General features: G+C 73.3%; 11 protein-coding genes. 2 read left to right on the top strand and 9 right to left on the bottom strand.

The genetic code is table 11. The features are described 5' to 3' along the window. Positions 1-47: 47 nt before the first annotated feature. The 7 genes from H1226_RS04420 to H1226_RS04390 form a co-directional block, all read right to left on the bottom strand. On the bottom strand, positions 48-1,559 hold the full coding sequence (locus H1226_RS04420; protein WP_258347367.1) for an amino acid permease: 1,512 nt from the start codon (positions 1,557-1,559) through the stop codon (positions 48-50). Positions 1,560-1,840: 281 nt separating this feature from the next. Beyond that, positions 1,841-2,821, bottom strand: a complete 981-nt coding sequence (locus H1226_RS04415) for a cation diffusion facilitator family transporter (protein ID WP_258347366.1) — start codon at positions 2,819-2,821, stop codon at positions 1,841-1,843. 91 nt (positions 2,822-2,912) lie between these two features. Next, complete coding sequence (manA, locus tag H1226_RS04410; RefSeq protein ID WP_224959270.1) at positions 2,913-4,151, bottom strand: mannose-6-phosphate isomerase, class I; 1,239 nt, start codon at positions 4,149-4,151, stop codon at positions 2,913-2,915. A gap of 151 nt (positions 4,152-4,302) precedes the next feature. Then, a complete protein-coding gene (locus tag H1226_RS04405) occupies positions 4,303-5,376 on the bottom strand; it encodes a hypothetical protein (protein ID WP_258347365.1) in 1,074 nt (357 codons plus the stop codon). Between the two features lie 6 nt (positions 5,377-5,382). Next, complete coding sequence (locus H1226_RS04400) at positions 5,383-5,598, bottom strand: Trm112 family protein (protein WP_224959273.1); 216 nt, start codon at positions 5,596-5,598, stop codon at positions 5,383-5,385. A 52-nt stretch (positions 5,599-5,650) separates the two neighbouring features. Further along, a complete protein-coding gene (locus H1226_RS04395) occupies positions 5,651-7,000 on the bottom strand; it encodes a phosphomannomutase/phosphoglucomutase (RefSeq protein ID WP_258347364.1) in 1,350 nt (449 codons plus the stop codon). 115 nt (positions 7,001-7,115) lie between these two features. Then, complete coding sequence (locus H1226_RS04390) at positions 7,116-7,475, bottom strand: DUF3499 domain-containing protein (protein ID WP_224959277.1); 360 nt, start codon at positions 7,473-7,475, stop codon at positions 7,116-7,118. Between the two features lie 244 nt (positions 7,476-7,719). On the opposite strand from H1226_RS04390, the gene H1226_RS04385 reads away from it, so the two are divergent. Beyond that, entirely contained in the window at positions 7,720-8,193 is a 474-nt protein-coding gene (locus H1226_RS04385; protein ID WP_184482313.1) for a metallopeptidase family protein, read from the top strand. A gap of 29 nt (positions 8,194-8,222) precedes the next feature. Here the strand turns inward: H1226_RS04385 and H1226_RS04380 are convergent, their stop codons facing one another. Beyond that, positions 8,223-11,990, bottom strand: coding sequence for a glycosyltransferase (locus H1226_RS04380; RefSeq protein WP_258347346.1), 3,768 nt, complete (start codon positions 11,988-11,990; stop codon positions 8,223-8,225). 206 nt (positions 11,991-12,196) lie between these two features. Next, positions 12,197-12,529 carry a WhiB family transcriptional regulator gene (locus tag H1226_RS04375; protein ID WP_224959299.1) on the bottom strand — a complete coding sequence of 111 codons (333 nt, stop codon included), beginning with the start codon at positions 12,527-12,529 and terminating at the stop codon, positions 12,197-12,199. A gap of 568 nt (positions 12,530-13,097) precedes the next feature. Between H1226_RS04375 and H1226_RS04370 the strand changes: the two genes are divergently transcribed. Then, positions 13,098-13,841, top strand: coding sequence for a site-2 protease family protein (locus H1226_RS04370; RefSeq protein WP_224959281.1), 744 nt, complete (start codon positions 13,098-13,100; stop codon positions 13,839-13,841). The last annotated feature ends 6 nt before the right edge of the window (positions 13,842-13,847 follow it).

The raw sequence follows: 13,847 nt of genomic DNA, 5'->3' as shown, positions 1-13,847 counted from the left end.
GCCCGCTCCCCCGGAGGGGAACGGGCCCGCTGCGCGCGAACGGCGGATCAGACGGAGCCGCCCGCGGCGACCTCCCGCTGCTGCTGGCCGAGCCGCGAGTGCTTGCGGCTGTACAGGAAGTACACCACCACGCCCGCGATCATCCAGACGATGAACCGCACCCAGGTCAGCGCGGTCAGGTTCAGCATCAGCCACAGGCAGGCGATGATCGCCAGGATCGGGATCAGCGGCACCAGCGGCGCCCGGAAACCGCGCGGCAGGTCCGGCCGCGAGCGACGCAGGATGATCACGCCGGCGGACACCAGGATGAACGCGAACAGCGTGCCGACGTTGACCATCTCCTCCAGCTTGTCCGCCGGGAAGAACGCCGCGGCCAGCGCCACGATGCCGCCGACGAGCAGCGTCGCCCGCACCGGGGTGCCGTGCTCCTCGTGGGTCTTGGCCAGCCCGCGCGGCAGCAGCCCGTCGCGGGACATGGCGAACAGGATCCGCACCTGGCCGAGGAACATGACCATGACGACGGTGGTGAGGCCGGCGAGCGCGCCGACCGTGATGACCCCGGCGGCCCAGGTGACGCCGTTGAGCTGGAAGGCGGTCGCCAGCGTGGCCTTCTCACCGTTCACGGTGGCCAGGTCCTTGAAGTTGACCATGCCGGTCACCACGACGGCGACGGCCACGTACAGCACGGTGACGATGGCCAGCGAGCCGAAGATGCCGCGCGGCGCGTCGCGCTGCGGGTTGCGGGTCTCCTCCGCGGTGGTGGCGACGACGTCGAAGCCGATGAACGCGAAGAACACCAGCGAGGCACCGGCGAGCAGGCCGAAGACGCCGAAGCTGCTCGTCTCACCGCCCAGCAGCAGCGACAGCAGCGACTGGTCCAGCTTGGAGGCGTCCTCCGCGCCGGACTCGGCCGGCGGGATGAACGGCGTGTAGTTGGACGGGTTGATGTAGGACAGCCCGACCACGACGACCAGCAGCACCACGAACACCTTGAGGGCGCTGATCACGAGGCTGACCCGCGCCGACAGCTTGGTGCCCAGCGCGAGCACCGCGGTGAGCCCGGCGATCAGCAGCAGCGCGCCCCAGTCGAACTGCAGCGGCCCGAGCTCGAACTTCGTCGGGACCCCGTTGATCCCGATGAGCTGCAGCACCTGCTGCAGGTAGCTGGACCAGCCCTTGCTGACGGCCGCGGCGGCGACCGCGAACTCCAGGATCAGGTCCCAGCCGATGATCCAGGCGATGAACTCGCCGAACGTCGCGTACGAATACGTGTACGCGCTGCCCGCGACCGGCACGGTCGAGGCGAACTCCGCGTAGCAGACCGCGGCGAGCCCGCAGGCGATCGCCGCGAAGACGAAGGACAGCGATACCGACGGGCCGGTCACGTCCCCCGCTGTGGAGGCGGCGAGCGTGAAGATCCCCGCACCGATGACGACCGAGACGCCGAAGACCATCAGGTCCCAGGCACCGAGGTTCTTTCGGAGCTTCGTGTCCGGCTCATCGGTGTCTTTGATCGATTGCTCGACCGTCTTCGTTCGCCACAGCCCGGTCCCTGGCACTGTCGCCCTCCTCTTCCAACCCGAATGGTGGAACGCACCCTAGCGGGGGAGTGTTGCACCGGATTAGCTAGGAAACAGTGTGGGGGTCGCGATTCGTTAATGCTCTGTGACCGCCCCGTCCACCCGGAGGACAAGTTGATCCGCCAAATGCCTCCAAGCGATCACAGTCCGCACACAGCAGCGGTGTCATTGCAGGTAGACCGGCGCCCGGTGGCACAATTTCCCGGTTATCCGCAGATCATCGGGAAAGCCCCCGCGAACAGAGGAAGATCTGCGGCGAATCAGTCCCGAGGCGGCTCGATCGACGGTCCCGAGTCCGTCACGGAACCCGGATCCACCGCCGGTTCCGAGACCGCTCCGCGGTCCAGATCCGGTTCGAGGTAGATCAGCCGCACCGCGGGAACCTTCGCCCGCACCCGCGCCTCGGCGGCGTCGATCTCCGCTGCGACCTCCGCCACGTCCAGCGACGGCACCAGGGCGATCTTCGCGGCGACGAGCAGCTCGTCCGGGCCGAGGTACTGGGTGCGGATGTGGATGACGCGCCGCACCCGGCCACCGCGCAGCTCGCCGACGACCTCGTCCAGCACCGACCGGCTCGCGCCCTCCCCAATCAGCAGGCTCTTCGTCTCGACGATCAGGATCACCGCGATCACGCCGAGCAGCAGGCCGATGCAGACCGTGCCGACGCCGTCGAACACCGGGTTCCCGGTCAGCACCGCCAGCCCCACGCCGCCGAGCGCGAACGCCAGGCCGAGCAGCGCGCCCGCGTCCTCCAGCAGCACCACCGGCAGCTCCGGGGTCTTGGCCTGCCGGATGAACTGCCACCAGCTCAGCTCGCCCTTGATGGCGCGGGACTCCTTGATCGCGGTGGTGAAGCTGTAGGACTCCAGCGCGATCGCCACCAGCAGGATCACCACCGCCACGAGCGGCGAGGTCAACGGCTCCGGGTGCTGGATCTTGTGCACGCCCTCGTACAGCGCGAACACCGAACCGAGGCTGAACAGCAGCAGCGCCACGACGAACGAGTAGAAGTAGCGGTCCCGCCCGTAGCCGAACGGGTGCTCCGCGGTGGGCCTGCGCACCGAGGTCTTCTGCCCGAGCAGCAGCAGGCCCTGGTTCGAGGTGTCGGCCACCGAGTGCACCGACTCCGCCAGCATCGAGGAGGACCCGGTGAACAGGAATCCGCCGAACTTGGCCACGGCGATGCCCGCGTTCGCGGCCAGCGCCGCCAGGATCGCTTTGGTTCCGCCACCTGCTGACACGCACCGCTCCCGAGTTCGATTCCTTGCGTTCCGCGGGGAATCTACCGCCACGATCACCCGGACGGAGCAGGTATGAGCGGATTCGCGCCCGCTAGGTGCCCGCGGCCGCGCGGAACACCTGCGCCGTCCCGTCCGGGCACACCGGGCTCGCCAGCACCGCCGGGTCCGAGGCCGCCAGCCACACCGACTGGCCCTTCCCCAGCTCCAGCTCGGCCGGTTCCGCGCCGGGGCGCTGCGCGGTCAGCCGCAACGCGCCCTTCGTGCACAGCAGGATCTGCGGACCGTCCGAGTCCAGCCGCACCGCGGTCGAGTTCGCCGGGGACCAGTCCACCCTGGACAGCCGGAACTCCTCGGCGGGCGTCTGGTAGACGGTGAGGTTCCCGTCCAGCGACTCGCCCTTGTGCACCCGCATGTCCCCGCAGGTGAAGTCCAGCACCCGCAGCAGCTCCGGCACGTCCACGTGCTTCGGGGTGAGCCCGCAGCGCAGGATGTTGTCCGAGTTCGCCAGGATCTCCACCCCGGTGCCCTGCAGGTAGGCGTGCAGGTTGCCGGCGGGCAGGTAGATCGCCTCGCCCGGCTGCAGCACCAACCGGTTCAGCAGCAGGCTCGCCAGCACGCCCGCGTCGTTCGGGTACGCCTCCCCCAGCTCCAGCACCGTGCGGCACTCCAGCGCGAACTCGCCGTGCTCGCGCACGTGCCGCACGCAGGCGTCGAGCAGTTCCGGCAGCAGCCCCCGCAGGTAGTGCTCGGGCAGCGTGATCCACGTGGTGAACAGCGCGCGCAGCCCGTCGGCGTCCGGCTGCGCCGCCAGCAGCGCGGTGTGCGGGCGCAGCGTCGGCACGTCCAGCTCGCCCAGCAACCGCACCGTGCGGTGCGCCTCCCGGAAACCGGCGAGCGCGTGGAACTCGGTGAGCGCGCAGACCAGCTCCGGCTTCGCCGTGGGGTCCGGGTAGTTCCGGTTCGGCGCGTTGCGCGGGATGCCCGCGCGCTCCTCCCGCTCGAAGCCTTCCGCGGCCTGTTCCGCGGACGGGTGCGCCTGCAGGCTCAGCGGCTCGTTCGCGGCGAGCACCTTGAGCAGGAACGGCAGCCTGCTGCCCCACCGGTCGGTGCACACCTCGCCGAGGTGGTGCGCCGGGTCCGCGTCGAGCAGGTCCAGCAGCGATTCCTCGCTGCCGTCCGGGCGCACCAGCTTCGACGGGTCGCCCGGGTGCGCGCCCATCCACAGTTCTGCCTCGGGGTGCGGAGTGGGAACGGGCCGGCCGAGCAGATCGGCGATGGCGGTACGCGAGCCCCACGCGTAGGGGCGCACCGCGTTCCGCAGTAACTCCACAGTCCTTCTCGCTCTCTTCACCGCTGGTCAGGCGCGCACGCATCCTCGGACCAGCACCGTAGGGCGCCGACCCTGGAACCAGGACATCGCCTCTCCGCCACCAGTGCACCAGGGACGTCCCCGGCAATCACCCAGGGTTCGCCCCGTCCGGTCAGTGCACGGCCAGTGCCTGCCTGCCCGGACCTCCGAGCGTGCCCGCCGCGAGGCCCAGGTAGACCGCGGCGAGATCGAACCGCAACGCGAGCACCGCGGCCCGCAGCACCGCGTCGGCCCGCGCCGACTCGCCGGGGGCGACCAGGTCCGCGCCCGGCAGCGATCGGGTCGCGGTGCGTTCGTCCGCCTCCGAGCGCTCGTCGTGCCGGGTGCTGATCAGGAAGACCCGGGGAGTCGCGCCGCCGTCCTCGTCCGGGTCGGCGAACAGGTCCGAGCCGGTGTCGCGCACCGAGCGGTACAGCGCGTGCCGGGTGGTGGCCTGCGCGTGGCTCGCCACGTCGCAGGCGAGGCCCGCGTGCACGCCCAACGCGTAGGAGCCGTGCCCGGCGACGGCGGTGGCGGTCAGGTCCACGCCCCACAGCAGCGCCTCGTGGTCGGCGAGCCGCAGCGCCAGCGACTTCGCCGGGTTCATCAGCGGTTCCTGCCCGGGGTGGGCGCGTTCCGCCTCCCGGTCCAGCTCGTCGGCCAGCTGATCGGTGTCGCAGCGCAGCAGCCCGAGCGCGACGAGCACGCTGAGGCCCACCGTGAACACGTGCGCGAACGTCAGCTCGTCCGGCACCGGGATCCGCGGCGGCACCACCTTCGCCCGGCCCGCGCCGGACGCGGCCACCGGTCCGTCGGCCGGGGCGGCCAGCACCATCGAGGCGCCCCGCCGGGTCGCGGTCGCCACCCCTTCGGCCAGCGTCGGATCACCCGGGTCCGGGGTGTGCGCGAACACCACGTCCAGCGGTCCCACCCACACCGGGACCGACTCGGCCACGATCACCGGGACCGGGCAGGACGGGCCGGCCAGCGCGGCCAGCACCCCGCACGCGGACGGGCCGAGGCCGGGCCGGGAGATCAGCACCAGCGAGCGCGGCCTGCCGTCGGCGAGGTCGTCGAAACCGATCTCCTGCACGGTCTCCGCGGCCGCCCGCACCTGCGCACCCGCGAGCGCCGCGGATCGCAACAGCCCGCGCGAGTCGGCCTCGGTGAGCCGGTCGGGATCGTCGAAGAGGCTGTCGTCGAGCACCGGAGGTCACCTCTCCCCGGTCGAGCCAGGATCCTCGGGGCCGCCGACGGCCTCGTCGACCAGCAGCACCGGGATGCCGTCCCGCACCGGGTAGCCGCGGCCGCACGAAGTGCACGTCAAGTACTCGTCCTGCGCGGTGCCGCCCTCGGCGCGCAGCGCGCCGTGATCCGGTGCCGGGCAGGCGAGGATCTCCAGCAATGTCGGTTCCAGGGCCACGGCCACGTTCCCTCCTGAGTCCACACCCGGTCCACGCCCAGCGGGCGGTATCACTCGGTCAGCCCCGCACCACGGCGAGCACCTCGTCGCGCAGCGCGGCGACCGCGGCGGCGTCCGGCGCCTCCACGTTCAACCGCAGCAGCGGCTCGGTGTTCGAAGGCCGGATGTTGAACCAGGAGCCGTCCGCCAGCTCCACGGTAAGCCCGTCGAGCTCGTCGATTCGAGCACCGGAACGTTCCCGGTAGGTTTCGGCCACGGCGCTCATCCGCCCGGCCTGGTCGTCCACCGTCGAGTTGATCTCGCCGGAGGCGGCGTAGCGGGAGTACTCGGCCATCAGCCCGGACAGCGCGCCGTCCTGACCGCCCAGCGCGGCCAGCACGTGCAGCGCGGCCAGCATGCCGGAGTCGGCCTTCCAGAAGTCCCGGAAGTAGTAGTGCGCCGAGTGCTCGCCGCCGAAGATGGCGCCGGTCTCGGCCATGGTCTGCTTGATGAACGAGTGCCCGACGCGGGTGCGCACCGGCTTGCCGCCCCGCTCGGCGACGATCTCCGGCACCGCGTGCGAGGTGATCAGGTTGTGGATGACGGTCGCGCCCGGTTCCTTCGCCAGCTCGCGCACCGCGACCAGCGCGGTGATCGCGCTCGGCGCCACCGGGTCGGCGTTCTCGTCCACCACGAAGCAGCGGTCCGCGTCGCCGTCGAAGGCCAGCCCGGCGTCGGCGCCGACCTCGCGCACCTTCGCCTGCAGGTCCACCAGGTTCGCCGGGTCCAGCGGGTTCGCCTCGTGGTTCGGGAAGTCGCCGTCCAGCTCGAAGTACATCGGCACCACCTCGACGGGCAGGCCGTCGAACACCTTCGGCACCGTGTGACCGGCCATGCCGTTCCCGGCGTCGACGACGACCTTCAGCGGCCGGATCCCGCTCAGGTCCACCAGGCCGCGCAGGAACTCCGCGTACTCGGCGAGCATGTCCCGCTCGGAGGCGCTGCCCTTCGCACCCAGGAACTCGGGAACGCCGTGCGAGACGAGCTCCTGGATCTCCGACAGCCCGCTGTCCTGGCCGACCGGTGCGGCGCCCGCCCGGCACAGCTTGATGCCGTTGTAGCGGGCCGGGTTGTGGCTGGCGGTGAACATGGCGCCCGGCAGCTCCAGCGTGCCGGAGGCGAAGTAGAGCATGTCGGTGCTGGCCAAGCCGATGGAGATCACGTCGACGCCCTGCCCGGTGACGCCCTCGGCGAACGCGGCGGCCAACCCCGGCGAGGAGTCCCGCATGTCGTGCCCGACGACGACGGCCGGACCGCCGACGAGCCTGGTGAACGCGGCACCGATCTCCCGAACGACGTCGGCGTCGAGCTGCTCATCCACCACCCCGCGGATGTCGTACGCCTTGACGATCTCCGACAGGTCCCGCACGCTGCACATCCCTACGTAGTCCGGCCAACCTCGCTGCGGTCCGAGCCTACCGGCGATCGGTGATCTTGCGGAGAGCTCCCGACGGCCACGAGCGGCACGTCACGTTCGGGATCCCCTAATCGTCGCGGGGGTCGGGCAGCGCCCGCAGGTGACCTCGCCTGCCACCGCCCACGGAGAAGTCCGGCGGATCCACCGGCCGGTCCGAGCGCCCCGCTTCGCGGACCGCCTCGGCCAGCGCGGTCAGGTCGTCCGCGGAACCTTCCGGCAACGAGAACTCGCCCTCGTACCGGACGACCTCCCAGCCCTTCGGCACCGTCAGCCGCAACGCGTGCTCCTCGCACAGGTCGTAGCTGTGGGGCTCCGCATACGTGGCGAGCGGTCCGACCACCGCGGTCGAGTCCGCATAGGCATACGTAAGCGTCGCAACGGCCGGGTTGGTACACCCGGTCCGCGAGCACCGCCTCACGCTCCGCACGACTGGCACGATAGCGCCCCCCGTCCAGCCCGCGCCGGAGGCACGCGGAAACGTCCGCGCGCCCCGATCCCGATCTTCGGGCGCGCACGCCGCTCACCGGCGGGTTCGCGCAGGTGGCGGACCTTGTTCGCGCTGCGCTGAACGGGTGTCGGGCAGTCCGGTGACGTCGCGTGCTCACCTCCGGTGCCGAGAGGCGACCCGAACGGGCATCCCCGCGGCGGTCCTGAGGGCGTACCCTCAGCCCGTGGTGACCGCACGTGGATATCGGCGCCGGACGCTCGCCCGGCGGGATCGTCGAGGGCGCGGCCTGCGCGGCCCCCTGTACCCGTCGTCGGTCCCGGTCGCGCGCAGCCGTTCGCAGCGGTTCGACGCGATCGTGCTGGAAGCCCTGGAACCGATCGAGCAGCGCTGGCACGCCGAGCTGACCGAGCTCGACGTGGCCGTCGACGAGGTGCCCGAGGTCCAGGTCACCGCCCCCGAGAAGGTCGTCTGGGACGACGACGTGGTGGTGGACGCGAACGTGCCGCTGGCGCGGCTCGTCCCCGCCGGGGTGGACCGCCGCGGGCTGCCGACCCGCGCGCGCATCGTGCTCTACCGCAGGCCGCTGGAGGCCCGCGCCCGCGACGGCCAGGACATGGCCGACCTGCTGCACGACGTGCTCATCGAGCAGGTCGCCACCTACCTGGGCCTCGACCCGGACGTCATCGAAGGCCAGTGAGGCCCTGCTGACCGGCCCCGCCCGGCGGTTCAGGACTCGTCGGAGCGGCGGCGGGACGGCAGCGCGCCGATGGCGGTGAACAGGATGGCCGCGGCCTGCACCACGAGCAGCGCGGTGCGGGACGAGTCGCCGTAGCCGACCCGGACCTCGCTCGCCGATTCCGGCACCGGCACCGCGACCTGGTGTCCCCAGCCCTCGGCCAGCGGCGCCTCCCGCCCGTCGATCAGCGCGTGCCAGCCGGGTTCGTGCTCGGCGGCGAGCAGCAGCACCCGGCCCACCCCGCCGTCCGAGACGCGCACCGCTACCTCCGGCAGCGTCGCGGGCACGCCCAGCGGCCGGGCCTGCGGGGACGGCGTACCCGCCAGCCGCGACTGCCGAGCCAGGTCGGGGCCGAGCAGCTGCACCGGGCCGGACGGCAGCAGCACCCGCAGCACGGGGGTGCCGTCGCCGAGCTCGCCGTGGTCGGCGACGAGGTCCCCGGCCGCCGACCGCACCCGGTCCGCGGTCGCCGCGTCCGGCACCGCCACGTGGCCGGTGCCGCGGGCCGCTGCGGTGGCCAGCGCGGTCCGCACCCGCTGCGGGTCGCCGGAGAGCAGGTCCGCCTCGACCTCCCGCAACCAGCGCATCGCCGCAGGCACCGGCACCAGTTCGTCATCGCCGAAGTGCGGCGCGCGGCCCTCGACCAGCCGGGCCGGGGCCGGGCCGCGCTCGACGAGCAGCATGCCGCCGGGCCCGTCGAGCTCGGCGGCCAGCGCCGGGGTCCCGCCCGTCGGTGCCACCCGCAGCGGCCCGCGCCCGGCGAGCACCGCGCTCACCCCGGCGAGCAGCAGCGTCCCGGTCAACGCGGCCGCGAGGACCCGGCGCGGCACCCGCACCGGCAGCGGTCCCGCGGACAGCGCCGTCCACAGCAACCCGGCCGCGGCCACCACCAGCGGAGCTCCGGTTCCGCCGGTGCTGGCCGGCCCGCCCGCCACCGGGGTCATCGCGATCCGGTCCACGGCGAAGGCCACCGCCCACCCGGCGACCGCGGTCACCGCGCCCGGGACCATCGCCGGGCGCGGGGCGAGCACCGCGGCCAGCAGCGCCACCAGCACGAGCAGCCCGCCGGCCCAGGTCGCCGGATCCCCGTCGGCGCTCAGCAGCAGCGGCCACCACCCGGCGGGCAGCTCGGTGACCCGCGCGCCGAGGCCGTGCAGCAGCAGCTCCGGGTGCCGCACCAGCACGACCGGCCACGGCAGCAGGCAGACGATCGGCAGCAGCACCAGCGCGGCCAACCCGGCCATCCGGCGCCGCGCCCGCCGCGCCTCGCCGGGCACCGCCACGAACCCGAGCAGCGCCAGCACCACCAGCAGCGCCTGCACCAGCGGGGCGAACGCGCCCAGCACGGCCAGGCCGAGCGCCGTCGCGCAGGCCGTGCCCAGCCAGTGCCGGGACTGGGCGAGCATCGCCAGCCTGGTCAGCCCGATCACGGAGGCGATGCCCGCCAGCAGCGGCGGGACCAGGACGTGCGCGACCACCACGTCGAGCCGGCCCTGCCCGGCGGCGGACGTGGCCAGCGGCAGCAGCGCGTAGGCACCCGCGGCGAGCGCCCGGTGCCTCCCGCGCATCGGCAGCGTGCGGGTCGCGGCGTACGCGGTGAGCCCGGCCAGCGGCACGCCGAACAGCAGCAGCAGCGCCACCACCGCCTGCGGCCCGCCGAGCGGCGCCAGCACCGTGCCCAGCAGCGCCAGCACCAGCAGCGAGGCCGGTGCGGGCGAGCCGGTGCCACCGTTGACCGGGTGCCAGGAAGCCAGGTACTCCCGCCAGGTCGAACCGAGGTCGACGGCCGCGAACAGCCGGCCGCCCTGCAGCTCGGCGCCGAACCGGGCGTGCTCGGCGACCAGGCCGTGCGTGACCAGCGCGATCGCGGTGAGCACCACCGCGAGCACCACCGGCGGCGCCAGCACCAGTTCCCGCAGCACCCGGCGCCGGTCCACCTGCACCAGCAGCAGCCTGCGATCCGGTTCCGGTGCGGAGCTCGCGTCGCGCGGCACCGGGGAGGGCCGCCGCTGCTCCTCCTCCGCGGGCGCGGCCGCCACCGGCACCACCACGGGTCCGGTGGGGCGGCGCAGGCCGCCGACGCTGCGCCTGCGGGTGCCGAGCGCCCCGGCGGGGAGCGCGGCGGGGCCGACGGAACGCGGCGCGGCGGCCACCGGTGTGACCCGCGCGGGCCCGAGCGCGGCGGGGGTTCGGCCGAGCACCACCTCGCGGCGCACCCGCTCCCGCACCAGCCCGGCGAACGCGGCCCGGAACCCGTTGCGCAACCGCGTCACCCGGCTGGTGAGCAGGCCGCGCACCCCGGACGGTTCCGCGGTGGTGGCGCGCCGCTCGGCGCGCGCCGAGCGCAGCCCCATCCGGCCGGTGACCAGCGCGGTGAACGCGGCGAGTTCGGCGGCCGCGTCCCGGCGCCGCCACAGCAGCCCGAACCCGGCGGCGCGCAGCAGCACCAGCAGCGCGAGCCGCGGCACGCCGAGCAGGAACGACCGGAGCGGCGCGTTGGCCAGGAAGGTGCGCACCCCGCCGACGCGCTCGGCGGCCCGCAGCCCGCGCCCGGTCGCGTCGGGTTCCCGGTCGCCGGTGCGCAGCGCGCCCGCGTGGCGCATCCGGGCGCTCGGCACGCACAGCACCAGGTGCCCGTCGGAGTTGGTGCGCCAGCCGAAGTCGATGTCGTCGAAGCCCAGCGGCAGGGCCGGGTCGAAGCCGCCGAGCCGCTCGAAGACCTCTCGGCGGACCAGGGCGCCGGCGGTGGAGACGGCCAGGACTTCGGAGACGACGCGGACGTCGGTGGGGGCCGGGCGCCGATCGTCCGATGTGGACCCGGCGGCCCGGGGCGCGGTGCTCGCGGCCGCGGCGGGTTCGTCCCCGGCTTCCGCGGCGGCGGGTTCGGTCCCGGTCGAGCCCGTCCCGCGCTGCGATCCGGTCGTTCCGGTCCCGGTCGCTTCGGCCGCCTCCTCCGCAGCCCCTGCCTCCGCGGGTTCGATCCCGGATCGTTCGGCTCGCTCGGTCCCGGGTTCCTCGGTCCGGGATTCCTCGGTCCGGGTTCGCTCGGTCGCGAGGTGCTCGGTCGCCGAGCGTTCGGTCCCGGCCGGTTCGGTCCCGGTCTCGGCCCCGGCGCGCTCGTTCTCGGCCCGCTCGTTCTCGGCCCGCTCGTTCTCGGCCCGCTCGGGCGTGGGCCGTTCCGGATCGTCCCGTCCCGCACCGTCCCGACCCGGGTCCCCGGCGACATCCCCGCCCGCATCGGCCTCCGCCCAGGCGAGCTCCGGATCGACCTCGGCAGCCCCGATGCCGGTCTGCCGGTGCCCGGAGGCGTCGGTGGACAACCCGGCGTCCACCACGAGCCGCGGATCGTCCCAGTCCAGGCCGAGCGGCCCCAGCACGGCCGCGGCCGAATCGAGCTCGGCGACGTCCAGCAGCCGGCGCAGGCAGTCCGGCTCGGGCGCGGAATCGTCGTGCAGCAGCCACAACCAGCGGCCCGGATCGCCCCAGCGGGCGACGGCGTGCTCGGTGGCCGCCGCGACCGCGGCGCCGAACCCGGTCTCCGGCGGCAGGTCGAGCACCCCGTCCACCAGGTCGGAGGCGCCCGCCAGCAGGTCCGCGGTGCCGTCGGTGGAACCGGTGTCCACCGCGAGCAGATGCCGCGGCCGGACGGTGAGCTCGCGCAGCGCGGCCAGCACCTCGGGCAACCGGCGGTCGCCGTCGTGGCACACCAGCACCGCCAGTGCGGGCGCGGTGTTCAGGCGCGGCGCGGTCCCGGCCACAGTGTCCTCCCCTGCCGTGGTGCGATCACCGCACGACGGTAGTGGACGGGAGCCGGAAACCTCAGAGCCTGTCTCCGAACCGGGACGGGCGTCCGCGCAGGTGTCTCAGGTGATCACCGCAGGCCGGTCCGGGACGGATGCCTCCGGTGCGGAGCCGGGCCCGGCGCGCCGCCGGCCCCTCCGGACCTGCGGGCGCGGGCCCGGCTTCACACCGCGCGTCGCTTGAGGCGGCGGCGCTCCCGCTCGGACAGCCCGCCCCAGATGCCGAAGCGCTCGTCGTGCTCCAGCGCGTACTCCAGGCATTCGGACCGGACCTCGCAGCCCGCGCAGATGCGTTTGGCCTCGCGAGTGGAGCCGCCCTTCTCCGGGAAGAAGGCCTCCGGATCGGTTTGCGCGCACAATGCGCGCTCCTGCCACTCCTGTTCCGGCTCACCCAGTTCGAAGAGCTGAGCGAGCACATCGGCATCCGTGGTCTCGGATTCCTGCCGATCCCCCCATTGCACCAGGTTCCCCTGAAGCAGCGGATGACTCTGTTCCATCAAGCGGCCCTGTTCCATCAGGTGGGCTTGACCTGTCTCCCACATTGGTCCTCCCCCGATCGCTCCCGTTCCCTGCGGCCCTCCCCAGGACCGTTCGGGATGCACTCCGGACGTGAGGCGCACCGCGCCCCGCGTCGCCGCCCGGGCAGCGCACCGGCCCTCTCACCGGGCCCGCCCGTCCGACCATGGCCACCTTCCGGGGCTCCCTTTCCCCGGCCTCCGCTCGAAATCCGGCAGGCGGAAAATCCACGAGGTGGAAAACCGAACCGGACGATTCGCCGGGATTCACCGCCGGCGGCCGACCGCTCTGCGGTGGACCGCCCGGCGAACCCGCCGCCGAGCAATCATTTCAGCGGAGAATGACACCGCTGTGATTACACCGGTGTAGCTCCACTCGGTCAAGCGGAGCCAACCCGTTGAGGGACCCCACCGCTCCCGCCGCATGACGCAACTCCGGCACTCTTTTGTCGGCGGGCCGATACGCCAGGTGGCGGCGCCGCGCAGCGCGGATCGCGACTTTTCACCCGTCGGCACCCGGCGGCCGGGGCCGACCGGGGACACTGGTGGGGTGAACACGCGAGTGAGCCCCCTGTTCCTGGCCCTGCTCGGCGCGACGGTGCTCGGTGGCGTCCTGGCCACCGTGGACCAGTCGTTCGCCCGGACCACCGGCATCGTGCTGATCGTCCTCGGCGGGTGGGCCACGTCGCTGTGCCTGCACGAATTCGGCCACGCGATCACCGCGTACCGGGGCGGCGACCTCTCGGTCCCGGCGAAGGGCTACCTGACGCTGGACCCCCGCCGTTACACCGATCCGGTACTCAGCATCGTGCTGCCGTTGCTCTTCGTGATCGCCGGTGGCATCCCGCTGCCCGGCGGGGCGGTGTGGATCAACCACCACGCGCTGCGGAACCGGCGCGTCGAGTCGATGGTCTCGCTGGCCGGCCCGCTGACGAACCTGGTGCTCGGGATGCTGATCACGGCCGCGGTGCAGCTGGTGCCGATGCCGCAGGGGCTGTCCACCGGGCTGTCCTACCTGGCGTTCCTGCAGGTGATCGCGTTCGTGCTGAACATCCTGCCGATCCCGGGCCTGGACGGGTACGGCGCGATCGAGCCGTGGCTGTCGTACCGGGCGCGGGAGCTCGGCGAGAAGGCGCGGCCGTGGGCGCCGCTGGTGCTGTTCCTGCTGCTGTTCGCGGTGCCGTTCGTGGGCCGGGCGTTCTTCTCGCTGGCCTACCTCGTCTTCGGCCTCGTCGGTGGCGAACCGGTGCTGGCGCTGCTGGGCCAGGAGTCGTTCCGCTTCTGGGAGTTCTGATCCGCG

It is taken from the genome of Saccharopolyspora gregorii (assembly GCF_024734405.1).
Lineage (GTDB): Bacteria > Actinomycetota > Actinomycetes > Mycobacteriales > Pseudonocardiaceae > Saccharopolyspora_C > Saccharopolyspora_C gregorii.
Note: the sequence above shows the minus strand (reverse complement) of the source record. Positions and strands in the feature narration are given on the sequence as shown.